This is a genomic window from Stutzerimonas sp. C6.4V, assembly GCF_058536345.1.
In genome coordinates this window covers 1,010,728-1,037,271 of the sequence record NZ_JBZUBM010000002.1, presented here as the reverse complement: position 1 = coordinate 1,037,271, position 26,544 = coordinate 1,010,728, and the positions used below count along the sequence as shown (strand labels likewise).

Here is a 26,544-nt window from a genome sequence, read left to right as displayed (position 1 = left end):
AAGGGGCTGAAAGGTCATCATATCAGGCCAGCATCCGCGAGCTTTTGTTCCAGGGCCACCAGATCGGGTATGCGCGCCTGGACGTCGCCAAGATTGACTGCATCCAGCTCCAGGGGAGCCAGGCGCACATCGGAACGCGCAAGGCCTGCATCTACCTTGATCGACCGTGGGATACCCTGGACCAGCAGAGCGATGAACTTGACGTGTTCGCGCCCGCCCAGGGCGTTGAGCACCGCGACTCGCGCGCGTGACCCCGCTTCGACCTGGCCACCGGATGCGGCCTCGAAGGATAGCAAGGGCAAATTCAGGTCTCTCCAGGGTACCTGCCCCAGAAACCAGTCCGGCCTGCCTGGTACGGCCTGCGGCGCGCGATAGGAAATCAGCTCCGCGACGGCAACGTTGGGCAGCAGTAGCGTACGGTCGGCCAACGGCACCAGAAGAGCGGTGATGCTGTCGGATGTGTCCTGGGTAACAACGGATTGGCTCATGGGGTATCCGGCTGCAGCGTGGCTAACGGCCGGCTGGCCAATTGCACACAATGGTTGACTAATGCCTGGGCAAGTTCTCGCGGATCACCGCTCTGGGAGCTGTAGCCGCCTTCGCGCAGACTGTCTGGCATGCTCGAGCAGACACAGGAATCCGCACGCTGCGTCCACACACTGGCGCCCTGGCGCAGCACATAGGCTGCCGCGGCGCTTCCGTCGCTGCCCATGCCGCTGAATGCGATGACGCCGCAGCGGTTGCCGTACTGCTGCGCCAGGTTGAGCAACATCTGGTCGATGGATGGGCTATAGGGTTCGGGCCAGCCGCGCCCGCAAAGGCGCATGCTGCCGTCCTCGTCGAAGCCAAGCTCCTCGGCGATCGGCGCAACGATGACTTCACCACAACGTATCCAGTCTCGCTCGCGGACCTGATTCACCTTCCACTGGCTGTGGCGCCCAACCGCCCTCGATAGCGCAGATTCGAAGCTTGCTTCGATGTGCTGGGCGTATATGAAACCTACTGGCAGTCCAGCTGGCAGCGCATCGAGAAACGCCTTGACCGCTTCCGGGCCACCGAGCGAAGCCGCCAGCAGCCAGACCTCGCGCGCCGGCTCGCCAGCCATGGTCAGTCCAGCCAGTGACGATGGCAAATCCAGAAGGCCCGGTCGCTGCTCTTGCTGTTCAAGCACTTCAAGCCGCGGCCCCACCGCACGCGATGGATCACCAACCAACCGCTTTAGCTTGCCAAACAGCCGCCGCTCCCAACGCGGATAATGTTCGGAATGTCGCTCAGGGGCATGCCCCTCACCAAACAGGACAGGGCAACGATCACGCTCCAGCAGTGCGTTGACCAGCGGCGAATCCTCGGTCTGGGCCAGATCCACCAGCCACAGGTCAGCCTCCACCGCCTCCAGAGCTGCATCATCCAGACGCGCCGGGTCGCTGTTCAAAACGACATCGTAACCATTGGCAGTAAGCGCCTGCTGCAGCACGTGACGCTGAAGCGATGTGTCAGCGATAACGCCGATACGTGCAGTCACGGGATCACTCATGATGCTTGACCAGCTGCTGAATCGTCTCAAGCAAGAGAGATTCCTGATAGGGCTTGCCGAGGTATTCGTTCACACCGATGCTCATTGCCCTGTCCCTGTGCTTCTCGCCGGTACGCGAGGTAATCATGATTATCGGCAGGTCCTTCAATCGCTCATCGTGGCGCACCAGCGTCGCCACTTCAAAGCCATCCATACGCGGCATCTCGATGTCCAGCAGCATGATGTCCGGCTTTCTTTCCTGCAGCTGGGTGATCGCATCGACCCCGTCCTTTGCAGTGAGCACATTCATCCCATTACGCTCGAGCAGGCGACCGGTCACCTTGCGCACCGTGACGGAGTCGTCCACCACCATGACCAGCGTCGGGCGATCGACTTCCACCTCAGCCGGCTCTTCGCCTCCGAGCAAACGCTGCGGCTGCTGTTGGGTAAGCAGGTGCGCATGCAACACGCGGATGGTCGCGAGCAGATCCAGAATTACCACCACCCTACCGTCGCCGAGGATGGTCGCTCCGGATATCCCAGGCACGGTGGCGAACTGCGGGCCGAGCCCCTTCACCACGATCTCGCGCGAGCCTGCCAGGCTGTCGACCTGGACCGCCACGCTGTGCTCGTTCGAGCGCACCAGGATGACCGGCAGCGGCAGACTTTGGCCAACCAGCTTGGGACGCTGGCCGTTGTTGAGCAATTCGCCTAGATAGCGCAGCTCGTAGGTCTGACCGGCATACTCGAATCGCGAAGCGCCTGGCTGGTAATAAGCTTCCAGCTCATACGGCGAGACACGCACGATACCTTCGATCGTGTTCAGCGGAATCGCGTAGAGATCGTCACCGGAATACACCATCAATGCACGGTTGACCGACACCGTAAACGGCAGGCGAATCAGGAAGCGAGTCCCTTGGCCCTGCTCGGACTCGATGCTCATCGAGCCACCGAGCTGCTTGACCTCGGAATGCACCACATCCATGCCAACGCCGCGCCCGGAGATTTGCGTCACCTTCTCCGCTGTGGAGAATCCGGCCTCGAGAATGAACTGCAGCATCTCATGGTCGGATAGCTCACTGCCGGGCACGATCAAACCCCGTTCGATGGCCTTGCGACGCACTGCGTCAAGGTTGATACCGGCGCCATCATCGCTGAGTGCAAGAACGATATCCCCACCCTCTCGCGTCAGCTCCAGACGGATGTTGCCCTGTTCGGGCTTGCCTGCGGCCAACCGCCTGGGGCCGGTTTCGATGCCATGGTCCACCGCGTTGCGCAGCATGTGCTCCAACGGCGCAACGATGCGCTCCAGCACACTGCGATCCATCTCGCCAGTAGCGTTGCCGACATGGAACTCGACCTGTTTGCCCAGTTCTCCTGCGACCTGGCGGACAATACGACGCAAACGAGGCACCAACCTGTCGAACGGCACCATGCGGGTGCGCATGAGGCCTTCCTGCAACTCGGTATTGACCCGTGCCTGCTGCAGCAGCAGTGTTTCGGCATCGCGGTTACGGGCAGCCAGGGTTTCCTTCAGGTCGAGCAAGTCGGATGCCGACTCGAACAAGGCCCGCGATAGCTGCTGGAGCTGCGAATGTCGATCCATTTCCAGTGGGTCGAAATCATCGTACCCGGCGCGTTCTGCCTCGGCCTGATAACGGCTGAGGATTTGCGCCTGGGTTTCGGTATCCAGTCGTCGAAGCTGGTCACGGACCCGCTCGATGGTGGCCTCCATCTCACCCAGGGTGAACCCGACGTCGCTAACCTGCTGTTCGACGCGGCCTCGGAAAATCGAGGTTTCCCCTGCCAGGTTGACCAGCCCCTCAAGTAGATCCGCAGGCACCTTGACCAGCTCCTGAGGTGCACGGCGCGACGCAGCGTCCAAAGCAGCCTGCTCGGCACGTCGGATGAAGGGCAAGACCTTCGCCGGGGCATTGGGCGCCGACACCTGTGCGCTAGCAGCAACGATCGGTGTCTCAAGGACTATCACAGGCGCGCCGGACGGTGCTTCTGGCTGCGGCTCTTCTGCTACCTCGCCTTCGTTGGGCTCGCTGTTAAGCCGCAACCGCATGGTCTCGACTTCCTTGAGCAGAGCGTCATAGCCGCCCTGCACATCCAGAAACAGGCTATCCGTCCAGGGCTGCTCCTGCAGCTGCGCCTCGCTGAGCCGCTGCTCCAGCTCATGGGCCATGTCACCGAGCTCTACTTGGCCCGCCAACCGCGCCCCACCCTTGAGGGTGTGCAGGATGCGCATCATGTCCGCAAGTGGCGCCGCGTTATCCCGGACCGCCTCCCAGCGACCAAGCGTCGACTCCATTTCCTCCAGCAGCTCGTCCGCTTCCTCGACAAAGATATCGAGGATCTCCGCTTCGGCAGCGTTTTGTGGTGCTTTAAGCACAACACTGCTGGGTATGCTCAATTGCTCGCCGGGGCTTGCCCGGAAGCGGCGGATGGTTTCGACCAGATCCAACCCGCCCGGAAGATCCTGATAGTCCCGTACCGCATCGAGCATCGCCGCAAGTCGGTCGTGACAGCTCTGCAACAAGGTGAACAGGGCCGGGCTCGCGCGGTAGTGGCCAGCACAGAGTCCTTCATAGAGGAATTCGAGCTCATGCGCGAGATCGCCTATCTCGGGAATATCGGCCATTCGCGCGCCACCCTTGAGGGTATGCAGGTCGCGCTGCAAGGCCTCTACCTCGAGCGTGTTATCCACATTGTCCATCCAGCGCTGCAGGGACGCCCCGGCACGCTCGATGATGTCGAAGCCTTCCTCAAGGAAAATCTCGACCAGCTCGGGGTCACGCTCCTCCCATCCCGAAGCCGGAAGCGGGTACAGCGCTTCAGGTTCGGACGTGACGCTGTCTGACAATTCATGAACGCTACTCGAAGCTTCGGTTACAAGCGACTCAGGTGTCGCGCTTTCGGCTTCGGGATCGCCTGCCGGGATTCCTAAAGTCTGCGTCGTTTCGCCATCATCGGCCAGCTCAGCGCCTTCTTCGGAAGGAAGCCAGGCTTCACTGATCGACTCGGGAGTATCAGTTTCCTGGGCTTCTGCCGTGAACGTCCGAGCATCAGCCTCATCTGCGTCAGACGCAGAACTGACTGGGCCTTCTTGCGTCGTCGCTGCATCAGGCTCGAAATCTGGTGCTATCCCATGTCGATAGTTGCGGATCGAATCGATCAGCCCTGCAGCCAGGTCCATGGGACGGTGGGCTTGCAATTGTTCAAGCTGCACCGCCAGCTGGTCATGGCTGCGTTGCAGCAGGCTGGCGAGCGCATCGGAATGAACGTAGCGGCCATCAGACAACCCCTCATAGAGTGTTTCGAGCTCATGGGCCAGATCTCCTATCGGGCGAATCTCGGCCATCCGCGCGCCACCCTTGAGCGTATGCAGATCTCGCAGCAATGCAGACAAGGCAAGCTGGTTGGTGGGATCGGTGAGCCACCGCTCCAGCGCACCGCCGGCGGTCTCGAGCAGGTCGACCGCCTCGTCCAGGAAAATCTCGACCATCTCCTGGTCTTGCTCGTCCTGCTCTAGCACCGAGTCGTCTGGCGAGGCTTCGGCTTCGGCTTCGGCTTCGGCTTCGGCTTCGGCTTCGGCTTCGGCTGTAAGGGTTTCGATAAATGCCGGCTCTGCAATAGCCTCGCTTTCAGCTTCTTCACCAATATCGGTGGGAAACTCCAGCTCAAGCGCCAGAGGGTCTATTGCCTCCGCCAGCAGGGCCTCGAGACGGGCAACCAGCTCAGGCTGGGCCGTGACCTGCAGCCCGGCAGCGACCTGGTCCATCATGCCGACCAGCGCTTCATGGCCTTGTTCGACATCGTCGAAGAAGCGCGCGCTGACGGCAAGCCGTCCGTCCTGAACCACTGCATAGAGATCCAGCAACACTCGACAGAGCGATTCGATTTGCGGCAACTCAGCCATTTGGGCACCAAGCCCGAGCGTCGTCAGTTCCTCAAGAAGCGCCGTCAGTTCCTGGCGCTCGGCTGGATGCTCACGCCAGCTCTGGAGCAGATCCTCAGCGTCCAGCAGAATGTTCATGCCTTCGGAGAGGAACAGCGCGATCATGCCAGGATCACGTACGTCGCCTTGTTCGTTCTCGCCGCGCTCCTGAGCATCAGCCAGACGGCCCTGATGCAGCGCATGCACCTGTTCGATGAACGCATCGGTGCCCTCAATCGGCGCCAACGGCTGACGGTCCAGATTATCCAGTCCGCGTCGCAGCATCTGCTCCGCCGTGTGGAGAAGCTCCGCCTCGGCCAGGTCCATCTGGATCAGGTTGGCCTTGAACTCCTTGACCATTTTTTCAAGAGGCGTGGCGATCTCCGCGACAGGGAGAATGCCCGCCATATGTGCGCTGCCCTTGAGGGTATGCAGTGCTCGCTGAAGTGCATCGGTGACTGGCTGTGGCAGGCTTTGAGCGCAGTCCGCCAGAAAATCTACCAGCGTGGTGAGGTGAGCCTCTGCCTCGTTGCGAAAAATTTCCAGCAGCTGTGGGTCGAGCCCCTCTTCCGCCTCAGATGCCGAGGTGGCAGTCTCCTCTGGCTTTGGCACACCGCCTTGGGGGTCTGGATCGAGAGGCTCTCCCTTGGCAAGAGCGTGAGCATTGGCTGCCAGGCGATCGACATCATCGCGCTGCTTTTGAGCCTTGGCGGCAAATTCTTCGACCAGTGAAGGCATCAGCGCGACGACGTCTGCAACCAGCCCCTTGACCGGCTCGCTGGCATCGATGCTTCGGTCCAGAACGCGGTTGAGCAGATTTTCAACAGACCAGGCCAGCTCACCGATGATCAGTGCGCGGACCATGCGACCGCTGCCCTTGAGCGTATGGAATGCCCGGCGCACCTCTCCCAGGGCCTCCTTATCCGAAGGGTCTGCATGCCATCTCGGCAGGTGCTCGCCAATCGTCTCGAGCACTTCGTCCGCTTCTTCGATGAAGACTTCGAGCAGCTCATCATCGACGGGTTCTTCGTCGGCCGGCGGAGGCAACAGGCTAGGTGGGACGTCGCGCGCGGGCGGATTGATAGCCTCGACCGGTGCGGCCATGACGTCTTCCACACTCATGGTGGGCTCAGCCGTTATCGAAGCCTCAATGCGCTCCGGCAGTACAATCTCGGGCATGTCCAACGCGGCCATCTCAGCCTCGTCCCAAGCCAATGGATGGTCGTCCGAAAGGTCATTGGGCGCTGTCGACGCAGGTGATAACCGTTCTCCGTCTTCGTCGCTTTGCTGCGGCAAGGACATTTCCTGCGGTTCAGGCGTATCGCTCGACTGCTCCTCGGAGCCTGGGTGATCGAGGTGTGCGGCTGGGTTCGTTTCAACCGCTGAAACGCCAGTTTCATCAATCTCGGCAGACGATGCTTGCATGCCGGCAACTTCGGCATGCTCGGGCTCGTAACAATCAGTCTGAACTGGCAGTGGCTCAGCGGCAGAATCCGGCTCGTTTTCTGGCAGCAGGACTTCCATCTCGTCCAGAGGATCGCCTAGAACCGGCTCTGCAACCGGATCCAGTTCGTCATTGACGTCTCGCAAGACCTGCTCTTGCAGTGGGTAACCCAGCGCCTGCAGGCTTTCTTGCGCTACATCGAGAATGAGGTCGCCCTGCGAGCTACCATCTTCGCTGAGGCGCTCGAGATAGTACTCGACGCTGGTTATCGCGTCGGCAAGGGTATCCAGACTCTGCCAATCCGGAATGGCCTGACGCGCCAGCAACTGCTCCTGAATATACCGATTGCAAGCGTCTAGTAGCGCTGCGGCTCGGGCAAGCGGAATCATCGCCAAACCACCGCGCGATTGGGTCAGGAGCTCCGGCACGCGCGCCAGGTGCTGGTGATTCCACTGCGAAGCAATGAATTCAATGATGGCATCCTTCGCCTGCTCGAGACCGGTTCGGGCTTCCCGTATGACCACTCGGTGAATCTGCGCCACGTCTGTCGTGGGCAGATGGGTTTCCTCGCTTCGCTCGTCAGACGTGCCACCGACCATGCCAGCCAGGGTGGCTTCCACGTAGAGCAACGCACCAGCGATATCCATCAGCGCAGCATCATCGGCTGCACGACGCCCTGCGGCCAGCGCCTCAACGAGGCCAATCTGATCGAGGATGATCTTGCGCGGCTGGCCGAAACCAAGCACCGCGAGAGTATCGGCGATCTGTTTCAACGGCGCCTGCAGGCTGCCCAACTCGGCCAATGCAAAGCGGTCGCTGCGAACGAACAGATCCAGACTGTCCTTTACCCGTACCAGTTCCTCGCAAAGCGCAGCTACCACCGACCGCATGGCACCGCGGTCCGGACCCGCCAACTGCGCCCGCTCCTGATCAACCACCGCGCTGTCTGGCAGTGCTTCGTCCAGGCTGTATTGCAGTTTCAGCGCTTGGACGCGCTCGGATTGCGCTGGCGCCTTGGCAACATAAAACAGCAAGTTCTTGATCAGCTCGTCAGGAGCAGCCTGGTTGATACCATCAGCACCCTGGACAACGAGGCGCTTTAGCTCCTTGTCTACCTGGCGCAACAGTGTGCGAACCGAGGTGCCATTGGCGACGCCTCCGCTGGCCAGCCCCTCCACGACGCCCGATGCTATCTGCCAGAGAGGCCCAAGCGGCGCGTCCTGGCAGAGTTTTTCCAATCGCGCAAACACCCGAGCCATGTAGCCAAGGTTGGTCGATAGATCCTGATTGCGAATGACCCCAACCAACGCCACCTGGAGCATCTGGCGCAGCTTGCGCAGCAAGGTCGGCAGGTCGGCTGTCTGCCGCTGTGCAAGAAATTCTGTCGAGAGGGCAGGAGCACGCACCGACATGTCCGGGGAGAAAAGGCTGGTTTCGGAAAGGAGCTTTTCACCACGGGCTGCTCGCAAGTCGTTGAGCAGTGGCAGCACGACCATCGGCAGGTCGCGGCGGGCGCTCTGGATACGATCCAGATAGGCCGGCATCTGCAGGATGGACTGCATCATAACTTCGAGTGATTCGGCCTGGCTGGAAACAGCCCCATCGAGCAACGCCCGGGCTAACTGCTCCATCTCCTCGGCGAGCAAAGCCGCGCCGTAGAACTCGACCATCTGCAATGTGCCGTGGACCTGATGTACATAGGTCATGCAGAAACGCATCCGCGTCGAGTCCTGCGGGTTTTCGACAAACGCTTCCAACGCCTGCCGCGCTTGCTTCAGCGTCTCGGCAATCTCGCCTTTCACCCACTCCAGGGCGACATAATCGTGCCGATCACCCATAGCGACTCCGCTCATAAACATTTCCGGGTAAAGGCCAGAACCTGGCTATCAGCTACCGGAACCAGGTCCGGATGCTGCCAGCCGACTACTTCTCCCGCGCCGATCACCAGCAAACCACCCGGAGCCAGACGCTCGACAAGGCGATTGAGGATCTCTCGGCGACGCCACCGGCGAAAATAGATCAACAGGTTCTGACAAAAAATGACGTCCAGATCGGACATTGGCGCACCAGCCAGTTCCAGCACGTTGAGCCTGGCGAAGCAAACACGCTCTGCCAGACTGGGTGATACCTGATATCGGTCCGCAGCCAGGGGATGGAAGTATCGGGACCGAAGCTCTGGATCCACGTGTTCGAGCCGGCGCAGGCTATAGACGCCCTCGCGTGAACGGCTGAGCGCGTTGAGGCTGATATCCGTACCCGTAACGCCAAACCTGGTATCAGCGTTTCCGCGCCCCAACACCTCCGCTGCGCAGATCGCCAGGGAGTAGGTCTCCTCGCCACTCGAACACCCCACGCTCCAAAACGACCAGGGCAATCCGCTGTGCCGGTTCTCGCTGCGCTGAAGAAGATAGCGCGCGAGCAGCTCGAATGACGGAGGATGCCGAAAGAAACGCGTTTCCTGCACCGTTAACCGGTCCATCAGGGTCGACCATTCCACTGCACCACGAGGGCCTGCCGTAACCTGCTGGTAGTAGCTGGCGTAATCTGCAGCACCCACTTCGCGCATGCGGCAACTGAGGTTGGCCTGCAAAAAGCTGCGACGCTGCTCCGAAACCACCATGCCGGAGCGCTCTTCGAGTAAAGCTTGCCAGTCATGAAACTCTGAAGGCGACATATCGGCCAAGGGCCTCAGTGACCAATCGACACCTGGCTGCATGCCCTGCCCCATACTCATGAACCCCTGTAACAGCCGTTCCCGGCTGCTACACCCTCAATCAGGCCTGATCTTGCGTATCGGGCAAGGTAAACCCGGATACCGAATGCCGCATCTCATTGGCCATCTTTGCGAGATTACCGATGCTCTTCGCGGTGGCGGTGGTACCGGAGGAGGTTTGGGAGGTAATTTCCTGGATAACGTTCATCGTGTTGGAAATATGGCCAGCCGATGACGCCTGTTGGCGAGCTGCGTTGGAGATGTTCTGAATGAGCGCTGCCAGGCTCCTGGATACCTTCTCGATCTCTTCGAGCGCCACGCCGGCGTCCTGAGCGAGACGGGCGCCACGCACCACCTCAGAGGTGGTCTGCTCCATCGAGATAACTGCCTCGTTGGTATCGGTTTGAATCGTCTTCACCAGCGCTTCAATCTGCTTGGTTGCTGCCGAAGACCGTTCCGCAAGGCGCTGTACTTCGTCCGCAACGACGGCGAAGCCTCGGCCCGCATCACCGGCCATCGATGCCTGGATAGCCGCGTTCAGAGCCAGGATGTTCGTCTGGTCGGCGATGTCGTTGATCAAGCTAACGATATCGCCAATCTCTTGCGAAGACTCACCGAGACGCTTGATTCGCTTGGATGTGTCCTGGATCTGCTCACGGATGTTATCCATGCCGGTGATGGTGTTGTGCACCACCTCGTTGCCCTTGTTCGCGATCGCTACCGACCGCTCGGCTACCGCGGAGGACTCGGCGGCGTTTGCAGATACCTGGTCAATCGAAACAGCCATTTCGTTGATTGCCGCCGAGGCACCGGCGATTTCCTGTGCCTGATGCTCGGAAGCCTCGGCGAGATGCATTGCGGTGGCCTGGGTCTCCTGAGCGGCGCCGGATACCTGCACGGCCGTCTGGTTGATCGTCTCGACGAGATCGCGCAGCTGGTCGATCGAGTAGTTGATCGAGTCGGCGATCGCACCGGTGAAATCTTCTGTCACGGTTGCCGCTACGGTAAGGTCACCATCGGCAAGGTCGCCGATCTCGTCGAGCAGGCGCAGAATCGCCGTCTGGTTCCGCTCGTTCTTTTCAGCTGTTTCGCTCAGGCGCCGGCGGGTCTCCTGAACCATGACAAGGCCAATTAGAAGGATCGAGGCCAGCGCCAGACCACCCAGGATATAGCCTGCCAGGGTGTTCATATAGCGAGCATCTGCTCGTGCCTGCAGACCCTGAGTCAGCGCTGACGTCTTGTCCAGCAGCGTCTGGGATACTTCGAAGATGCTGTTCGACGACTCACGCACCTGAAACAGTTCCGGTGATGTTTCGAGAATTTCATCCACCGAACCGGATACGAACTGGAACAGCTCGGAAATCTCTGCCAGACGATCCAGCGCCTCCGGATCGTTGACGCGCGAGATCCCCATGGCTTCGTTGCCTTCCAGCATCGCATTCAGGACGCGACCAAAAAGGCTGGCATCACGACCAAACATATCTGCGGCCTGTACGGAATCCTGGTCTCCCGATAGAACCTTGTTCACGGAACCGAGAATTCGCTCAGCGAGCAGCGACTGACGCTGGGCTACGGATACCTGGGCGGCTGGAGCGCCGCTCTCGAGAAGGATATCGACGACCTCCTCATATTCAACCTGAAGCTGAGGAATGGTTTCGGCGAGGGTTGCAGCGACCTGATGGAGCGACAGTACGGTTTGTTCACTGGCGAGAATGGCGTCGGTGTTTTGCCGAAGGGTATCCCAGTCCTGCTGCACAGCCGAGGCCTCTGCCTGCAGGGAGTCCGGCACTGCCGGAAGGCCGATGGCCTCGTCACCTTTTGACAGATAGCCCCAGCGCTGACTGAAATCGTTCCGCGCCTCTTTCAAGGAGGCGAACGCTTCAGGCGTACCCGTCGCAGCTTCTACCGCGTTTTTTGCGATACGTTGGGACAGAACTCGCAGCTCGCCTGCGTGTCCTAGGTACTCGTTGTCGTAGTCCGCTTGTGTGTTGACATAGGCGAAGTTGACGAACAACAGCACCATCGACACGAGCAACAGAATAAACAGGCCCGCAATCAACGTATTGGTACGTATTCCTGCCAGCAATGCATTCGCGTTCATTTTTTTCATCTTCCGGCCCCCGCCTGGACCACCCTTACGTTTCCCTCGAAGAACCAAAAGGCCGGCAGCAGCCGACCTCACCTACAACTAATAAGCCACGTCCAGAAAGGACGGATGGCTGGCCAGCGCGTGCGGGCTGAAGACAAGCCACGGCTGCTCGCGCTGGAATACCCCATGGATGAACGGTTGAATCGATGCCTCGACCGGCGGCAGCTCCTCGGAAAACGCATCCACTTGAAAATGCTGCATACCGAACACTTCATCGACGGTGAGCCCGGCGAAGACGTCCTGATGATCAACTACCAGGGTGCGTCGCTGCTTGCGCAGCGGAGACAACTCAAGCCCGAAATAGCCGCACAGATCCATTACCGGCAGCAGCCTGCCGCGCACGTTCGCTACGCCCTTGACCCACGGTTTTACCCCAGGCAACAACGTATAGCGCGGTTCGTGCAGTATTTCGCCAACCTCGCCCATCGGCGCGACAAAGAGCCGCCCACCCATGCGAAAGCCAATACCCGCCCAAGTCTGGATGGCTTCGTGCTGGGAGGGCAGACCTGCCGCCAGCGCTCGACAGCAAGCATCAATTTCCAGGAGCCGCTGGAATGGCGTTGGCGTATCCGACATGCTGACAACATCCCCTGTCCAAATTACAAGTGCGCAGGACTCAGCCAGCCAGGACGGCGCTCAGCGTCTTAAGCAGGGTCGCTTCGTCTATCGGCTTGGTCAGGTAGTCTTTGGCTCCCTGACGCTTACCCCAGACCTTATCGGTTTCCTGGTCCTTGGTGGTGACAATGATCACCGGAATGTGACTGGTTTCCGCATCTTTGGTCAGCTGCCGTGTCGCCTGGAAACCATTCAGGCCAGGCATGACGATATCCATCAACACTGCGTCGGGCTTTTCCTGACGAGCGAGCGCTACGCCATCCGCCCCGTTTTCTGCCTTGAGAACGACATGACCATGTTTCTCCAGCATGGCTGTCAGCTTGTACATCTCGGTTGGCGAGTCATCTACTATCAGAACGCGAGCCATGGTTTCTCCGTGGGAAAGGCTTCAATGGCGCAAGGCCATACTTCAGGATGCATGCTCTACAGGCGAAAAATCAGGCACATGCGCCTTGATCGCGCCGAGCAGTTCTTCTTTGCTGAAAGGCTTGGTGAGGTACTGATCCGACCCCACGATCCGCCCCTTGGCCTTGTCGAACAGGCCATCCTTGGAGGACAGCATGATTACCGGCGTCGACTTGAAAGAACTGTTGTTCTTGATCAGCGCACAGGTCTGATAGCCATCAAGCCGGGGCATCATGATATCGACGAATATGATGCGCGGGTGAGTATCGGCTATCTTGGCGAGCGCATCGAAGCCATCCACCGCCGTGATCACATCACAACCTACTTTCTTAAGCAGCGTTTCGGCAGTGCGACGAATCGTTTTCGAATCGTCGATCACCATGACCTTCAAGCCCTCGGAGTGCTGTTCCATTTTCGCCCTACCATCGCCTCGGTGAGTCGTAGTTTATCGTTATGTCAGTGCGCCAGAGGCCCTGCCAACGATGGGCTGCACCCAATCGCGGGACCTTTTTAGCACACTCCTTGATGCGCAAGCTATCTACCGCCGGGGCGGCTGGATTTTCCTTGACCCAACGCACATCCGCCGCCAATCTGCCTCGACATTTCATGCCCCGGGCAGCCTGTCCTGCCCCACATTGGAGACCACCACATGACTGTTCGCGTCGGGATCATCATGGATCCAATTGCGCAGATTTCCTTCAAGAAGGACAGCTCGCTGGCCATGCTCCTGGCAGCCCAGGCTCGCGACTGGACCCTCTTCTATATGGAGCAGCGCGACCTCTACCAGCTCGCTGGCGAAGCGCGAGCACGTATGCGTCCTCTTAAGGTCTTCAGCAACCCCGAAAAGTGGTACGAGACCGAAGACGAGATCGATACCCCGCTCGCTGCACTCGACGTGATCCTGATGCGCAAGGATCCGCCGTTCAACAGCGAGTACGTCTATGCGACCTATCTGCTGGAACTCGCCGAACAGGCCGGTACGCTGGTAGTCAACCGTCCTCACAGCTTGCGCGACTGCAATGAAAAGTTCTTTGCCACGCAGTTCCCGCAGTGCACCCCGGCAACGCTCGTCAGCAGACGGTCCGACATTTTGCGGGAGTTCGCCCGAGAGCAGCGTGACATCATTCTCAAACCACTGGATGAAATGGGCGGCGCTTCGATATTCCGTCATCGCGAGGGCGACCCCAACCTTTCGGTGATTCTCGAAGTCCTTACAGAGCACGGCAGCCGGCAGATCATGGCGCAACGCTACATCCCTGCCATCAAGGAAGGCGACAAGCGAATCCTGATGATCGACGGAGAACCGGTACCTTACTGTCTGGCGCGCATCCCGGCTGCCGGCGAGACGCGGGGCAACCTTGCTGCCGGCGGCCGCGGCGTGGCACAACCGCTTTGCGACCGAGACCGGGAGATCGCCAGCATCGTCGGGCCGGAGTTGCGCAAGCGGGGCTTGCTGTTCGTGGGGTTGGACGTCATTGGCGACTACCTTACCGAGATCAACATCACCAGCCCGACCTGCATTCGCGAGATCGACAATGCCTTCGACACACGCATCGGCGAGCATCTGATGGATGCCATTGCCGCAAAATTGCAACCCCGCTGAGAGCGCTCACCGAGCCACTGCCCGCTCTGGGCGTGATTCGCCACTTAGATAGCAGCCCGCCCGCTCGCCAGAACGGCGCGCCGCTATCGCAGTGACTCGCCAAAGCTGCCGCCTGGTTCATAGACTTTTGCAGCCACGCTGGGCAGACTGCGCGCACTTCGAGCCGACTGAATTTCGATGAACGCCGCCACTCGCCAACCCAACCCAGCCAGCTCCGGCATCCGCCCGGCGGATCGCCTTGGCTTTACGCTGTTCCTTGCGGCAGCGCTGCATGGGGCCTTGATTTTGGGCCTGGGGTTCTCCCTGAGCGAGCCAAGCCAGGTCAGCAAGTCGCTTGAGATCACCCTGTCGACGTTCAAGAGCGAAGACAAGCCCAAGGACGCTGACTTCATCGCACAGGATAATCAGCAGGGCAGCGGCACACTGGAACACAAGGCCTCGCCCAAGACAACAGAGCAAGCGCCCTTTCAGGATACCCAGGTGCGCAAGGTGACCCCAGCAACTTCTCCGCCTCCGAGCAGCCGCAGCGAGGCCCCCAGGACGACGGTAGCCACGCGCGCCCCACAGCCGGAGAAGACGCCCGATACGCCGCAAAAGAACAAGCCCCAGCCGCAGGCCGAGCCCGCCCCGGTTTATGACAGCTCCCAGCTGAGTTCGGAAATCGCCAGTCTGGAAGCTGAACTCGCCCAGCAACAGCAGCAGTACGCCAAACGCCCTCGCGTCAGCCGCCAGAACAGCGCCGCTACCATGCGGGACATCAGTGCCTGGTACCGTGACGAATGGCGCAAGAAGGTCGAGCGTATCGGCAATCTCAACTATCCCGACGAAGCGCGACGCCAGCAGATCTATGGCAGCCTTCGCATGCTCGTGGTGATCGACCGCAACGGAACGGTTCGGGAGCTTCAGGTACTGGAGTCGTCCGGGCAGCCGCTGCTGGACGAAGCCGCCATGCGCATCGTCAGGCTCGCAGCGCCCTTTGCGCCGTTTTCTGGTGAGCTAGCAGACAACTTCGACCGGGTCGAAATCATCCGCACCTGGCGATTCGAGCGCGGCGATCGCCTATCCAGCCGCTGAACCCCTTGCGCCAGTCATCCCACAATCAGCGCTGCAAGCGGCTTCACGCCTCCGCCCGCAGCGCTTAAGCTAGCGCCCATGAACGCGACCTCGCCAAGCTACCTCAAACACCATTTCCTGATCGCCATGCCGCATATGGCGGACCCCAGTTTTGCCCAGTCCCTGATCTATCTGGTCGAGCATTCACAGGACGGAGCCATGGGACTGATCGTCAATCGCCCCAGCGGGCTCAACCTGACGGATGTCCTTGAGCAACTGCGTCCTGACGAACCGGTGACTGCAGCCAGCCTGAACTTGCCCATCCTGTCCGGTGGACCCGTCCAGACGGATCGCGGTTTCGTCCTGCACCCAGCCGATGCGCAGTTCCAGGCGACGCTCGGTCTCGGTCAGCTAGGCATGACCACCTCCCAGGATGTGCTTTTCGCCATTGCCGACGGTTACGGGCCCAAGCGGCACCTCATTGCCCTGGGTTATGCCGGATGGGAGCCGGGCCAACTCGAGGCTGAGCTGCTAGAGAATGTATGGCTGAGCTGTCCTGCCCAGCCACACATCCTTTTCGACCTGCCTCATGAGCAGCGCCTGCATGCAGCTGCAGCGTCCCTTGGAGTCGACCTGAATCTACTCAGCAGTCAGGTCGGCCACGCATGAGCGCACTACGCCTGCTGCTCGGCTTCGACTACGGCACCAAACAGATCGGTGTTGCCGTTGGCCAGGCCATCACCGGCCAGGCGCGTGAACTCTGCATCCTGAAAGCGCGCGATGGCGTCCCGGACTGGACGCAGATCGAAGCGCTGTTACGCGAATGGCAACCGGACGCACTGGTCGTGGGCCTGCCGTTGAATATGGACGGCAGCCCCAGCGAAATGTCCGCCCGTGCGGAAAAATTCGCACGCCGCCTCAACGGCCGCTTCAACCTGCCGGTACATACCCACGACGAGCGCCTGACAACCTACGAAGCCAAAGGCGAGCGGCTGCGTGAAGGGCAGCGCGACGGCTACCGTGACCGGCCGGTCGACGCGCTCGCCGCGGCCCTACTACTTGAGGGCTGGCTGACAGCTCAGCAAACGGCCTGAAGTGGCTGAAGGAGAACCTGTGACCCTGCCGAACCCTGAACACCTGCTCCCAGAAATGGCCTCTGCGCTCGACAGCCATCTGAGCAGCCGCGGTATCACCGAGCCCCGTTTCGTCGGGATCCGCACCGGTGGCGTCTGGGTCGCGGAAGCGCTGCTGCGATTGCGCGACGGGCACGAAGCCCTGGGTATTCTGGATGTTTCCTTCTATCGCGACGATTTCACCCAAAACGGTCTTCATCCGCAGGTTCGTCCTTCGCAGCTGCCATTTGAAATTGAAGGCCAGCATCTGGTGCTGGTTGACGATGTGCTGATGAGCGGACGCACCATCCGCGCGGCTCTCAATGAGCTGTTCGATTATGGCCGCCCCGCCAGCGTCACCCTGGTCTGCCTGCTCGACCTCAATGCGCGCGAGCTACCGATCCGGCCAGACGTCGTCGGCGCGAGGCTTTCTCTGGAACCGGAGCAGCGCGTCAAGCTGCTGGGCCCAGGGCCTCTAGCACTCGAATACCAGACCCTCGCTTCCGCCAATTGAGACCCTTCGCGATGACGCCTACCGACGCCAAGCGCCCGCTGCAGCTGAACGACAATGGCCAGCTTCGCCATTTCCTCTCGCTGGACGGCTTGCCCCGTGACCTGCTGACCGAAATCCTCGACACTGCCGATTCGTTTCTAGAGGTCGGCGCCCGGGCGGTGAAGAAGGTCCCGCTGTTGCGCGGCAAGACCGTCTGCAACGTGTTCTTTGAAAACTCCACCCGCACCCGTACCACGTTCGAGCTTGCGGCCAAGCGGCTTTCGGCCGATGTGATCACGCTGAACGTATCGACGTCATCCACAAGCAAAGGCGAAACCCTCACCGACACCCTGCGCAACCTCGAGGCCATGGCGGCTGACATGTTCGTGGTGCGCCATGCCGACTCGGGCGCGGCCCACTTCATCGCCGAGCACGTCTGCCCGGACGTTGCGGTGATCAACGGTGGCGACGGGCGGCATGCGCATCCGACCCAGGGCATGCTCGACATGCTCACCATTCGCCGGCACAAGGGCGGGTTCGAAAAGCTGTCGGTAGCGATCGTCGGCGACATCCTTCATTCGCGGGTGGCGCGCTCCAACATGCTGGCGCTGAAAGCGCTCGGCTGCCCGGACATCCGTGTCATCGGGCCGAAGACACTGCTGCCGGTTGGCGTGGAGCAGTACGGCGTCAGTGTCTACAACGACATGAACGAAGGCCTCAGGGATGTAGACGTGGTGATCATGCTGCGCCTGCAGCGCGAACGCATGCAGGGTGGCCTGCTACCCAGCGAAGGAGAGTTCTACCGGCTCTACGGCTTGACTACGCAGCGTATGGCGCTGGCGAAACCTGACGCCATTGTCATGCACCCAGGGCCCATCAACCGCGGCGTCGAGATCGAGTCTGCCGTGGCCGATGGCGCCCAGTCGGTCATCCTCAACCAGGTCACCTACGGCATCGCGATCCGCATGGCAGTGCTGTCCATGGCCATGAGCGGGCAGACCGCTCAACGTCAACTTGAACAGGAAAACGCTGCCGAGGAGCAGAACTGATGCCTACCCACATCCTCGGCGCCCGCCTGATCGATCCAGCCAGCGGGCGTGACGAAGTCACCGACATCTATTGCCAGGACGGCAGGATCACCGCGTTCGGCCAGGCTCCGGCAGGCTTCAGCGCAGCCCGGACCATCGACGCGCGCGGGCTGGTGGTCGCGCCTGGACTGGTTGATCTGTCGGTAGCGCTTCGCGAACCCGGCTACAGTCGCAAGGGCAACATTGCCAGCGAAACGCTCGCCGCTACGGCCGGCGGCATCACCAGCCTCTGCTGTCCGCCACAGACCAGACCGGTGCTCGACACCGCAGCAGTCGCCGAGCTCATTCTCGACCGTGCCCGCGAATCCGGACATGCCAAGGTGTTTCCGGTCGGCGCGCTGACGCGTAATCTCGCAGGCGAGCAGCTGTCGGAGCTGGTCGCGCTGCGCGATGCAGGCTGCGTCGCCTTTGGTAACGGCCTGGCCAACTTCACCAGCAATCGCAACCTGGGCCGTGCCTTGGAGTACGCAGCGACCTTCGACCTCACCGTCGTCATCCATTCCCAGGACAGCGACCTGGCCGAGGGTGGCCTGGCCCATGAAGGACCGGCGGCGGCCTTTCTCGGTCTCGCCGGGATTCCCGAAACGGCGGAAACCGTCGCCCTCGCGCGCAACCTCCTGCTGGTGGAGCAGGCCGGCGTGCGTGCGCACTTCAGCCAGATCACCACCGCTCGCGGTGCGCAGATGATTGCCGAGGCCCAGGCTCGCGGCCTGCCCGTCACCGCTGACGTGGCGATGTACCAGCTGATCCTCACCGATGCGGCACTGCACGGCTTTTCCAGCCTCTACCATGTACAGCCGCCGTTACGCAGTGCAGCCGATCGCGAAGGCCTACGTCAGGCAGTCAGGAACGGGGTTATCTCGGCTATCTCGAGTCATCATCAGCCCCACGAGCAGGATGCCAAGCAGGCACCGTTCGGCGAGACCGAGCCGGGCATCAGCAGTGCCGAAATCCTTCTGCCCCTGGCCCTGACGCTGGTAGAGGATGGTCTGTTGGATCTGCCTACACTGCTGGCTCGCCTGAGCACTGGCCCGGCTGCCGCGCTGCGGCTTCCAGCCGGTCGCCTGATCATTGGCGGAGCCGCTGATCTCGTGCTGTTCGATCCAGACAGCTCAACCCTGGCTGGCGAACGCTGGCACTCCAGAGGCCGCAACTGTCCCTTCATCGGGCACTGCTTGCCGGGAGCAGTGCGCTACACCCTGGTTGATGGCCGAGTCGCCTATCAGGCCTGATCTCTTACGGAGCCTGGAGCCCGGCACGAGGCTCCGGGCTGCCGGTGCCACACTGTTTACCAGCGCTTCTCGATGTTCCGCATCGAGATCTGGCTGTTGAGAGTCCAGAAGTCATACAGAACTCCGACAAAGAACAACCCGCCCGTGCAGAGATAGATCAAGCCGGTGATCCACTTGCCCTGATACATCCGGTGCACGCCAAACACGCCCAGGAAGGTCAGCAGAATCCAGGCGACGGTGTAGTCGATCGGGCCAGGCTCAAAGCGCAGATCCGCCTCGCGATCCATCGCAGGGATCAGGAACAGGTCGATGATCCAGCCGACAAAGAACAAGCCGAGCGTGAAGAACCAGATGGTGCCGGTAATCGGCTTGCCGTAGTAGAAGCGGTGAGAACCGAGAAAACCGAAAATCCACAAGAGATAGCCGATCACGACGCTATGAGTGTTCTGCTGCATCTGAGCCTCGCTTTTTTGAGCTGAACCTGTTTCCGAGCTTACCCCAATTACCCAAGTCAGACCCTTCGGCCAGGCGGACGTTGCGTCTGGTCGCATGCATGATACTGTACATGCAAACAGTGCCCAGATGACCGACATGCTACTGACCGAAAAGCTCGCCGTCCTCGCCGATGCGGCCAAATACGATGTGTCCTGCGCCAGCAGCGGCGCTCCCAAGCGCAGCTCCAGAGGCAGGAGCGGACTGGGCGCCACTGATGGCATGGGCATCTGCCACAGCTTTACCCCTGATGGTCGTTGCGTGGCGCTGCTGAAGATTCTGCTGACCAATTTTTGCCTGTATGACTGCCAGTACTGCGTCAACCGGCGCTCCAGCGATGTGCCTCGTGCTCGCTTCACTCCGGAAGAGGTGGTCACGCTGACCCTCGATTTCTATCGTCGCAACTGCATCAGCGGCCTGTTTCTCAGCTCCGGTATCATCCGCACGGCTGACTACACCATGGAGCAACTGATTCGTGTGGCCAGGCTGTTGCGCGAAGAGCACGAATTCCGTGGCTACATACACCTCAAGACCATTCCCGACGCAGACCCGCAGCTCATTGCCGAGGCTGGCCGCTACGCCGATCGTCTGAGCGTCAACATCGAACTGCCGACCGAGTCCAGCCTGATCCGTCTCGCACCGGAAAAACAGGTCGTGACCATCAAGCAGGCAATGCTTGCCATCCACGAAGGCGAAACCGAAGCGCGGGTCGAAACAAGCCGCAACGCGCCCCGCTTCGCACCCGCGGGCCAGAGCACCCAGATGATCATTGGTGCTGACGCCACGGATGACAGCACCATCCTTCATACGGCGCAGTCACTTTATGGCGATTACCGTTTACGCAGGGTCTACTATTCGGCGTTCAGCCCCATTCCACATAGCCCGAAGACGGTCCCCTTCGAAGCACCGCCACTGTTGCGCGAACATCGCCTGTACCAGGCCGACTTCCTGATGCGCGGCTACGGTTTCAAGGCCAGCGAGTTACTGTCGGGCCCGGGCAACCTGCCGCTGGACATCGATCCCAAGCTGGCGTGGGCGCTGTCAAACCGCGAGCATTTTCCGGTTGACCTGAATCATGCGGAACCAGCGCTCATCGCACGCATCCCCGGCATCGGGATGCTCAGCGCCAAGCGGCTGGTCGCCCTGCGAAGGCAAAAACGCATCCGCTTCGAAGACCTGACACGCCTTCGCTGCTCGCTGGAGAAAGCCAAGCCCTTCGTCATCACCCAGGACTATCGGCCAAACATGGCTTACCGTGAGTCCAGCACCTTGCGCCATCAGCTCAGCGAAGGCGCAAGGCAAATGGCGCTGTGGTGATGCAGCAGGTACGTGTTGACGGCAGCTTCGATGGCTGGCGCAGTGCTGCCCGCGGGCTGTTGCACAGAGGGGTTGCACCCCACCAAGTGGAATGGCTCGGCCTTGAGGATATGGGCGGCCTGTTCGATGAACCTTGCACGCCCGAGCCAAAGGACTCAGCACCGGCGCCTCGCATCCCTCGGCAACTGATGATCGAACTGCAGAGTGCGGCGCGTTTTCGCGGGCAGGACCGCTGGAGTCTGCTGTATCGCATTCTCTGGAGGATTGCCAAAGGGGATCAAACGGCACGGCTAATGGGCGACCCTGACGGCAGCGAACTGCATGCACGGATCAAGGCTGTACGCCGCGAGACGCACCATATGCATGCCTTTATCCGCTTCAGCCCGACGAACCAAGAAGACGCCCCGGACTATGTAGCCTGGTTTGAGCCCATGCACGACATCTTGACCAGCGCCGCACCGCACTTCGCCGAGCGGATGGGGCTGCATTCATGGCTGATCGCGACGCCCGATGACGCGGTGCTTTGGGACGGTGGAGTCATGCACCACGCCACGCCCTGTCCAGCCGCCTGGCGACAACTGGCACGGACCGCCCAGGACACTGGTGCTGAACTGTGGAAAACCTACTACGAAAGCACCTTCAACCCGGCGCGGCTGAACAGCGATGTCTTGCAGAGCAATCTGCCGGTGCGATTCTGGAAGAACCTGCCGGAAGGGCCGCTGATCCCTCAGTTGATGAGCCGCGCCCGAGCCGGAGCTCAGCGTGATGGTCAGGCCGAGCGCGTTGCCAACAAGCCGGGCAAGCGTATCGGCCCGCACGCAAAAGCCTGATCAGCGAAAGCTGCGGCCCGGTTCGTCATCACTGACTTCCAGCGTCAACCCCTGGGATACGCTGGTCAGATGCTCTCCATCCGTCTCGGAACCAAGCTTGATCATCAGCCGCAGATCGTTGGACGAGTCGGCGTGCGCCAAGGCGTCTTCATAGGTGATCTCGCCCTGGACGTAGAGGTTGTACAGGGCCTGATCGAAGGTCTGCATGCCAAGATCGGTGGAGCGCTTCATCAGTGACTTGAGCTCATGCACCTCCCCCTTGCGGATCAGGTCAGCGGCCAGCGGGGTATTGATCAACACCTCGATGACCGCACGGCGGCCCTTGCCGTCAGGCGTAGGAATCAGTTGCTGGGCAACGATGGCCTTGAGGTTCAGCGAGAGGTCCATCCAGACCTGCTGCTGCCGATCGGCAGGGAAGAAGTTGATGATGCGGTCCAGCGCCTGGTTGGCGTTGTTGGCGTGCAGGGTCGCCAGGCAGAGATGCCCGGTCTCAGCGAATGCCACCGCATAGTCCATGGTTTCGCGGGTACGCACCTCGCCGATGAGAATCACATCGGGGGCCTGGCGCAGGGTGTTCTTCAGCGCCACGTCGAAGGAGTCGGTATCGATACCGACTTCCCGCTGGGTGACGATGCAGCTCTGATGCTGATGAATGAACTCGATGGGATCTTCGATGGAAATGATGTGGCCGCTGGAGTTCTTGTTGCGGTAGCCGATCATCGCCGCCAGCGAAGTGGACTTGCCGGTACCCGTCGCGCCGACAAACAAGACCAGCCCGCGCTTGGTCATCGCCAGCTTTTTCAATACCTCCGGCAGTTTCAGCTCTTCCAGGGTCGGAATGTTGGTCTCGATACGGCGCAGCACCATGCCGGCCAGGTTGCGCTGATAGAAGGCGCTGACGCGGAAACGACCGATTCCCCGGGCGCTGATGGCGAAGTTGCATTCGTGGTTTTCCGCGAACTCGCGCCGCTGCTGTTCGTTCATCACCGCATGTACGGTTTCGCGGGTCATCTCCGGTGACATCGGCGTCTTGTTCACCGGCAGTATCTTGCCGTTCACTTTCATCGACGGCGGCACGCCGGCTGTAATGAACAGGTCGGAACCGCCCTTTTCCACCATCAGGCGCAACAGTTTCTCGAATTCCATCGTCAGTCTCGTAGTCAGGCGTCGCTGCGTTGTTGCAAGGCGCAAGGCCCGGGCAACAGCGGTCCAGGGGCCCTGGGGTTCAGAAGTTTTCCGGCTGCTTGGCTTTTTCTTTCGCGCTATCGCGGGAGATCAGGCCCTTGGCAAGCAGGCCCTTGAGGCAGGAGTCGAGCGTCTGCATGCCCAGCGAGCCGCCGGTCTGGATCGAGGAGTACATTTGCGCCACCTTGTCCTCGCGGATCAGGTTCCGGATTGCGGGCGTGCCGATCATGATTTCATGAGCCGCCACCCGGCCACCGCCGACTTTTTTCAGCAGGGTCTGGGAAATGACTGCCTGCAGGGATTCCGACAGCATCGAGCGCACCATGGATTTTTCTTCTGCCGGGAATACGTCCACCACCCGGTCGATGGTCTTGGCCGCCGAGGTGGTGTGCAGCGTGCCGAACACCAGGTGCCCGGTTTCGGCGGCGGTCAGCGCCAGGCGGATGGTCTCCAGGTCTCGCATTTCGCCAACTAGAATGATGTCCGGGTCTTCCCGCAGCGCAGAGCGCAGGGCCTCCGAGAAGCCCAGGGTGTCGCGGTGCACTTCGCGCTGGTTGACCAGGCACTTCTTCGATTCGTGAACAAACTCGATCGGGTCTTCGATGGTGAGGATGTGGTGATACTTGGTGTTGTTCAGGTAGTCGAGCATTGCCGCCAGGGTGGTCGACTTGCCCGACCCCGTGGGGCCCGTGACCAGCACCAGCCCGCGCGGTACATCGGTGATCTTGCGGAAGACCTCGCCCATGCCGAGATCCTCCATGGTGAGGACCTTGGAGGGAATGGTCCGGAATACGGCACCGGCACCGCGGTTCTGATTGAACGCGTTGACTCGGAAACGCGCCACGCCGGGCACTTCGAACGAGAAGTCGGTCTCGAGGAATTCTTCGAAATCCTTGCGCTGCTTGTCGTTCATGATGTCGTAGATCAGCGCATGCACCTGCTTGTGGTCCATTGCCGGCAGGTTGATCCGGCGTACGTCGCCGTCGACGCGGATCATCGGCGGCAGGCCGGAAGACAGGTGCAAATCCGACGCACCCTGCTTGGCACTGAAGGCCAGCAGCTCTGTGATATCCATGGGACTCCCCAATTACAAGCAAGCAGGTAGAATGCCGCGCAGACTCTAAGGTGGCAGGCGCGGGTAATGTCCACGATAGCGACGAATATTGCAAAGGTCCGAACGCGCATCCGTGAGGCGGCGCAAGCTGTTGCGCGTGATCCCGACGAGGTGCAGCTGCTTGCCGTGAGCAAGACACAATCGGCCGGGGCTATCCGGGCGGCCAGCGAAGCGGGATTGCGGGATTTCGGCGAAAACTATCTGCAGGAAGCGCTGGAAAAACAGGCCGAGCTAACCGACCTGCCGTTGTCCTGGCATTTCATCGGCCCCATCCAGTCGAACAAGACAAAACTGATCGCTGTGCACTTCGACTGGGTGCACTCGGTGGATCGTCTAAAGATAGCCCAGCGCCTCTCGGCCCAGCGTCCTGGGCACCTGGCCCCGCTGAACATCTGCCTGCAGGTGAATGTCAGCGGCGAAGCAAGCAAGTCTGGCTGCGAGCCGCAAGAGGTATACGAACTGGCGCACGCCATCACTGCACTGCCCCGTCTGCGCCTGCGCGGCCTGATGGCGATTCCTGAACCAACTGAGGACCCAGCCGAGCAGCGTGCAGCCTTTGCCCGCCTGCGCCACCTGCAGACCGAACTTCAGCTGGACCTGGACACTCTCTCCATGGGCATGAGCCGGGACCTCGAAGCAGCCATCGCTGAAGGCGCCACCTGGGTCCGCATTGGCACTGCTCTGTTCGGCGCCCGTGCTTACCGATCGCAGGCAGCTACCGACGCCCCACCGCATGAATAAAAGGAACCCTACATGAGCACTCCCCGTATCGCCTTCATCGGCGGCGGCAACATGGCCGCAAGCCTGATCGGCGGCCTACGCGCACAGGGCATTCCAGCCTCCGCGATCTGTGCCAGTGATCCCGGCGCCGATAAACGCGCCGAACTGGAAGCCGCCCATGGCATCGACGCTTTCTCTGATAATGCCCAGGCCATCGCGGGCGCAGACGTGGTGGTGCTGGCGGTCAAGCCGCAGGTAATGCAGGCGGTCTGCCGCGACCTGGCTGCACATCTACAAGCGAATCAGCTGGTCGTGTCGATTGCGGCCGGCATCGATTGCGCCAGCCTTCAGGCATGGCTCGGTGAGCAGACACCACGAGCGATCGTACGCTGCATGCCGAACACCCCCTCCTTGTTGCGTCAGGGTGTCAGCGGGCTGTTCGCCAACGATCAAGTGACCGACACGCAAAAACAGCAGGCCGAGCAACTGCTATCAGCGGTTGGGCTGGCGCTCTGGCTGGACAAGGAACCACTGATTGACGCGGTGACCGCCGTGTCGGGCAGCGGCCCGGCTTATTTCTTCCTGATGATCGAAGCGATGACCGCCGCGGGGGAGCGTATGGGATTGCCGCGTGACACCGCGGCACAACTGACCATGCAAACTGCCCTGGGTGCTGCGCGGATGGCCTGCGAAAGCGATGTGGAAGCCGCCGAACTGCGACGCCGCGTCACCTCACCGAACGGAACCACCGAAGCGGCAATCAAAGCCTTTCAAGCGGGCGGCTTCGAACGGCTGATCGAGCAAGCGATGAATGCAGCCGCACAACGCTCAGCCGAACTCGCTGAACAACTGGGCAAATAAGGAGCCTTCATGTCGCAACTCTCGCAAGCCCTGATCCTGATCATCCAGACGCTCGGCAGCCTTTACCTGCTGATCGTACTGTTGCGCTTCATCCTGCAGCTGGTCCGGGCCGATTTCTACAATCCCCTGAGCCAGTTCATCGTCCGCGCGACGCACCCGCTGCTCAAACCATTGCGACGCGTGATCCCCAGCGTCGGCGGGCTGGACCTGTCCTCGCTTGTGCTGGCCATTGTCGTGCAAATGATCCTGATGGCAGCCATCCTCATGATCGCCTATGGCAGCATCGGCAATCCGCTGCAGCTACTGATCTGGGCGGTCATCGGCGTGACCGGACTGTTCCTCAACATCTTCTTTTATGCATTGATCATCAGCGTGATCCTTTCCTGGGTCGCGCCGGGCAGCCATAACCCCGGCGCCCAGCTGGTCAGCCAGATCTGTGAGCCGGCGCTGGCGCCCTTTCGCCGTTTGCTGCCGAACCTGGGCGGACTGGACATATCCCCCATTTTCGCGTTTCTCGCGATCAAGCTGCTGGACATGCTGGTTATCAACAACCTGGTAATGATGACGCACATGCCGAACATCCTGCGCGGTTTGATCTGAGGCTCTGGAACCGCCCTTTCGCTTCTTTCAGATTTGGGCGGTAGTTCACAGCGGGTTCGATT

Annotated in this window: 23 protein-coding genes; 12 read left to right on the top strand and 11 right to left on the bottom strand. The window is 60.8% G+C overall.

Annotation, left to right across the window (positions count from 1 at the left end):
- Positions 1 to 17: 17 nt before the first annotated feature.
- The 8 genes from AC4LFW_RS20610 to pilG all read right to left on the bottom strand — a co-directional run bounded on the left by AC4LFW_RS20610 (position 18) and on the right by pilG (position 13,194).
- Positions 18 to 488, bottom strand: coding sequence for a chemotaxis protein CheW (locus tag AC4LFW_RS20610; RefSeq protein WP_491821643.1), 471 nt, complete (start codon positions 486 to 488; stop codon positions 18 to 20).
- Positions 485 to 1,534, bottom strand: a complete 1,050-nt coding sequence (locus tag AC4LFW_RS20605) for a chemotaxis protein CheB (protein ID WP_491821641.1) — start codon at positions 1,532 to 1,534, stop codon at positions 485 to 487. The genes AC4LFW_RS20610 and AC4LFW_RS20605 overlap by 4 nt, the downstream gene beginning before the upstream one ends.
- On the bottom strand, positions 1,527 to 8,738 hold the full coding sequence (locus AC4LFW_RS20600; RefSeq protein ID WP_491822215.1) for a hybrid sensor histidine kinase/response regulator: 7,212 nt from the start codon (positions 8,736 to 8,738) through the stop codon (positions 1,527 to 1,529). The genes AC4LFW_RS20605 and AC4LFW_RS20600 overlap by 8 nt, the downstream gene beginning before the upstream one ends.
- A gap of 11 nt (positions 8,739 to 8,749) precedes the next feature.
- Positions 8,750 to 9,616 (bottom strand): CheR family methyltransferase, encoded by an 867-nt coding sequence (locus tag AC4LFW_RS20595; RefSeq protein WP_491821639.1) that lies wholly within the window; start codon positions 9,614 to 9,616, stop codon positions 8,750 to 8,752.
- 58 nt (positions 9,617 to 9,674) lie between these two features.
- The gene (locus AC4LFW_RS20590; RefSeq protein ID WP_491821637.1) at positions 9,675 to 11,723 is read right to left on the bottom strand and encodes a methyl-accepting chemotaxis protein; all 2,049 of its coding nucleotides are present in this window, start codon (positions 11,721 to 11,723) and stop codon (positions 9,675 to 9,677) included.
- 78 nt (positions 11,724 to 11,801) lie between these two features.
- Positions 11,802 to 12,338, bottom strand: coding sequence for a chemotaxis protein CheW (locus AC4LFW_RS20585; RefSeq protein WP_491821635.1), 537 nt, complete (start codon positions 12,336 to 12,338; stop codon positions 11,802 to 11,804).
- A 40-nt stretch (positions 12,339 to 12,378) separates the two neighbouring features.
- On the bottom strand, positions 12,379 to 12,744 hold the full coding sequence (gene pilH / locus AC4LFW_RS20580) for a twitching motility response regulator PilH (protein ID WP_491821633.1): 366 nt from the start codon (positions 12,742 to 12,744) through the stop codon (positions 12,379 to 12,381).
- A gap of 42 nt (positions 12,745 to 12,786) precedes the next feature.
- Positions 12,787 to 13,194: a twitching motility response regulator PilG gene (pilG, locus tag AC4LFW_RS20575; protein WP_491821631.1), complete on the bottom strand. Its 408-nt coding sequence runs from the start codon at positions 13,192 to 13,194 to the stop codon at positions 12,787 to 12,789.
- A gap of 237 nt (positions 13,195 to 13,431) precedes the next feature.
- Between pilG and gshB the strand changes: the two genes are divergently transcribed.
- From gshB to AC4LFW_RS20540, 7 genes are all read left to right on the top strand, one after another.
- Positions 13,432 to 14,385, top strand: coding sequence for a glutathione synthase (gshB, locus tag AC4LFW_RS20570; RefSeq protein WP_491821629.1), 954 nt, complete (start codon positions 13,432 to 13,434; stop codon positions 14,383 to 14,385).
- A gap of 177 nt (positions 14,386 to 14,562) precedes the next feature.
- Positions 14,563 to 15,459, top strand: a complete 897-nt coding sequence (locus tag AC4LFW_RS20565; protein ID WP_491821627.1) for an energy transducer TonB — start codon at positions 14,563 to 14,565, stop codon at positions 15,457 to 15,459.
- 78 nt (positions 15,460 to 15,537) lie between these two features.
- Positions 15,538 to 16,107, top strand: a complete 570-nt coding sequence (locus AC4LFW_RS20560; RefSeq protein ID WP_491821625.1) for a YqgE/AlgH family protein — start codon at positions 15,538 to 15,540, stop codon at positions 16,105 to 16,107.
- Positions 16,104 to 16,532, top strand: a complete 429-nt coding sequence (gene ruvX / locus AC4LFW_RS20555) for a Holliday junction resolvase RuvX (RefSeq protein WP_491821623.1) — start codon at positions 16,104 to 16,106, stop codon at positions 16,530 to 16,532. The genes AC4LFW_RS20560 and ruvX overlap by 4 nt, the downstream gene beginning before the upstream one ends.
- A gap of 19 nt (positions 16,533 to 16,551) precedes the next feature.
- Complete coding sequence (gene pyrR, locus AC4LFW_RS20550) at positions 16,552 to 17,064, top strand: bifunctional pyr operon transcriptional regulator/uracil phosphoribosyltransferase PyrR (RefSeq protein WP_491821621.1); 513 nt, start codon at positions 16,552 to 16,554, stop codon at positions 17,062 to 17,064.
- An 11-nt stretch (positions 17,065 to 17,075) separates the two neighbouring features.
- Positions 17,076 to 18,092, top strand: coding sequence for an aspartate carbamoyltransferase catalytic subunit (locus AC4LFW_RS20545; protein ID WP_491821619.1), 1,017 nt, complete (start codon positions 17,076 to 17,078; stop codon positions 18,090 to 18,092).
- Positions 18,092 to 19,363, top strand: coding sequence for a dihydroorotase (locus AC4LFW_RS20540; RefSeq protein WP_491821617.1), 1,272 nt, complete (start codon positions 18,092 to 18,094; stop codon positions 19,361 to 19,363). Before AC4LFW_RS20545 ends, AC4LFW_RS20540 begins: the two co-directional genes overlap by 1 nt.
- A gap of 56 nt (positions 19,364 to 19,419) precedes the next feature.
- Here AC4LFW_RS20540 and AC4LFW_RS20535 read toward each other — a convergent pair whose 3' ends face one another.
- Entirely contained in the window at positions 19,420 to 19,818 is a 399-nt protein-coding gene (locus tag AC4LFW_RS20535; RefSeq protein ID WP_491821615.1) for an NINE protein, read from the bottom strand.
- Positions 19,819 to 19,954: 136 nt separating this feature from the next.
- Here AC4LFW_RS20535 and AC4LFW_RS20530 point away from each other — a divergent pair, with 136 nt between their 5' ends.
- Positions 19,955 to 21,172 carry a putative DNA modification/repair radical SAM protein gene (locus AC4LFW_RS20530; RefSeq protein ID WP_491822213.1) on the top strand — a complete coding sequence of 406 codons (1,218 nt, stop codon included), beginning with the start codon at positions 19,955 to 19,957 and terminating at the stop codon, positions 21,170 to 21,172.
- On the top strand, positions 21,172 to 22,002 hold the full coding sequence (locus AC4LFW_RS20525; protein ID WP_491821613.1) for a TIGR03915 family putative DNA repair protein: 831 nt from the start codon (positions 21,172 to 21,174) through the stop codon (positions 22,000 to 22,002). Before AC4LFW_RS20530 ends, AC4LFW_RS20525 begins: the two co-directional genes overlap by 1 nt.
- On the opposite strand, the gene AC4LFW_RS20520 is transcribed toward AC4LFW_RS20525, so the two are convergent.
- Positions 22,003 to 23,148, bottom strand: coding sequence for a PilT/PilU family type 4a pilus ATPase (locus AC4LFW_RS20520; protein WP_491821611.1), 1,146 nt, complete (start codon positions 23,146 to 23,148; stop codon positions 22,003 to 22,005). It lies immediately after the preceding gene.
- Positions 23,149 to 23,227: 79 nt separating this feature from the next.
- Positions 23,228 to 24,262, bottom strand: a complete 1,035-nt coding sequence (gene pilT / locus AC4LFW_RS20515) for a type IV pilus twitching motility protein PilT (protein WP_014851216.1) — start codon at positions 24,260 to 24,262, stop codon at positions 23,228 to 23,230.
- A 66-nt stretch (positions 24,263 to 24,328) separates the two neighbouring features.
- Between pilT and AC4LFW_RS20510 the strand changes: the two genes are divergently transcribed.
- Genes AC4LFW_RS20510 through AC4LFW_RS20500 form a run of 3 tightly spaced genes read left to right on the top strand, consistent with a single transcriptional unit; the run spans position 24,329 to position 26,482 of the window.
- Positions 24,329 to 25,042, top strand: coding sequence for a YggS family pyridoxal phosphate-dependent enzyme (locus AC4LFW_RS20510; RefSeq protein WP_491821608.1), 714 nt, complete (start codon positions 24,329 to 24,331; stop codon positions 25,040 to 25,042).
- A 12-nt stretch (positions 25,043 to 25,054) separates the two neighbouring features.
- Complete coding sequence (gene proC / locus AC4LFW_RS20505) at positions 25,055 to 25,882, top strand: pyrroline-5-carboxylate reductase (RefSeq protein ID WP_491821606.1); 828 nt, start codon at positions 25,055 to 25,057, stop codon at positions 25,880 to 25,882.
- A 9-nt stretch (positions 25,883 to 25,891) separates the two neighbouring features.
- Positions 25,892 to 26,482 carry a YggT family protein gene (locus AC4LFW_RS20500; protein ID WP_491821604.1) on the top strand — a complete coding sequence of 197 codons (591 nt, stop codon included), beginning with the start codon at positions 25,892 to 25,894 and terminating at the stop codon, positions 26,480 to 26,482.
- The last annotated feature ends 62 nt before the right edge of the window (positions 26,483 to 26,544 follow it).

What these genes read in the sequence shown, in the direction of transcription:
- AC4LFW_RS20610 (WP_491821643.1), bottom strand. Translation starts at nt 488, where the DNA reads ATGAGCCAATCCGTTGTTACCCAGGACACATCCGACAGCATCACCGCT.
- AC4LFW_RS20605 (WP_491821641.1), bottom strand. Translation starts at nt 1,534, where the DNA reads ATGAGTGATCCCGTGACTGCACGTATCGGCGTTATCGCTGACACATCG.
- AC4LFW_RS20600 (WP_491822215.1), bottom strand. Translation starts at nt 8,738, where the DNA reads ATGGGTGATCGGCACGATTATGTCGCCCTGGAGTGGGTGAAAGGCGAG.
- AC4LFW_RS20595 (WP_491821639.1), bottom strand. Translation starts at nt 9,616, where the DNA reads ATGCAGCCAGGTGTCGATTGGTCACTGAGGCCCTTGGCCGATATGTCG.
- AC4LFW_RS20590 (WP_491821637.1), bottom strand. Translation starts at nt 11,723, where the DNA reads ATGAAAAAAATGAACGCGAATGCATTGCTGGCAGGAATACGTACCAAT.
- AC4LFW_RS20585 (WP_491821635.1), bottom strand. Translation starts at nt 12,338, where the DNA reads ATGTCGGATACGCCAACGCCATTCCAGCGGCTCCTGGAAATTGATGCT.
- pilH (WP_491821633.1), bottom strand. Translation starts at nt 12,744, where the DNA reads ATGGCTCGCGTTCTGATAGTAGATGACTCGCCAACCGAGATGTACAAG.
- pilG (WP_491821631.1), bottom strand. Translation starts at nt 13,194, where the DNA reads ATGGAACAGCACTCCGAGGGCTTGAAGGTCATGGTGATCGACGATTCG.
- gshB (WP_491821629.1), top strand. Translation starts at nt 13,432, where the DNA reads ATGACTGTTCGCGTCGGGATCATCATGGATCCAATTGCGCAGATTTCC.
- AC4LFW_RS20565 (WP_491821627.1), top strand. Translation starts at nt 14,563, where the DNA reads ATGAACGCCGCCACTCGCCAACCCAACCCAGCCAGCTCCGGCATCCGC.
- AC4LFW_RS20560 (WP_491821625.1), top strand. Translation starts at nt 15,538, where the DNA reads ATGAACGCGACCTCGCCAAGCTACCTCAAACACCATTTCCTGATCGCC.
- ruvX (WP_491821623.1), top strand. Translation starts at nt 16,104, where the DNA reads ATGAGCGCACTACGCCTGCTGCTCGGCTTCGACTACGGCACCAAACAG.
- AC4LFW_RS20545 (WP_491821619.1), top strand. Translation starts at nt 17,076, where the DNA reads ATGACGCCTACCGACGCCAAGCGCCCGCTGCAGCTGAACGACAATGGC.
- AC4LFW_RS20540 (WP_491821617.1), top strand. Translation starts at nt 18,092, where the DNA reads ATGCCTACCCACATCCTCGGCGCCCGCCTGATCGATCCAGCCAGCGGG.
- AC4LFW_RS20535 (WP_491821615.1), bottom strand. Translation starts at nt 19,818, where the DNA reads ATGCAGCAGAACACTCATAGCGTCGTGATCGGCTATCTCTTGTGGATT.
- AC4LFW_RS20530 (WP_491822213.1), top strand. Translation starts at nt 19,955, where the DNA reads ATGCTACTGACCGAAAAGCTCGCCGTCCTCGCCGATGCGGCCAAATAC.
- AC4LFW_RS20525 (WP_491821613.1), top strand. Translation starts at nt 21,172, where the DNA reads ATGCAGCAGGTACGTGTTGACGGCAGCTTCGATGGCTGGCGCAGTGCT.
- AC4LFW_RS20520 (WP_491821611.1), bottom strand. Translation starts at nt 23,148, where the DNA reads ATGGAATTCGAGAAACTGTTGCGCCTGATGGTGGAAAAGGGCGGTTCC.
- pilT (WP_014851216.1), bottom strand. Translation starts at nt 24,262, where the DNA reads ATGGATATCACAGAGCTGCTGGCCTTCAGTGCCAAGCAGGGTGCGTCG.
- AC4LFW_RS20510 (WP_491821608.1), top strand. Translation starts at nt 24,329, where the DNA reads ATGTCCACGATAGCGACGAATATTGCAAAGGTCCGAACGCGCATCCGT.
- proC (WP_491821606.1), top strand. Translation starts at nt 25,055, where the DNA reads ATGAGCACTCCCCGTATCGCCTTCATCGGCGGCGGCAACATGGCCGCA.
- AC4LFW_RS20500 (WP_491821604.1), top strand. Translation starts at nt 25,892, where the DNA reads ATGTCGCAACTCTCGCAAGCCCTGATCCTGATCATCCAGACGCTCGGC.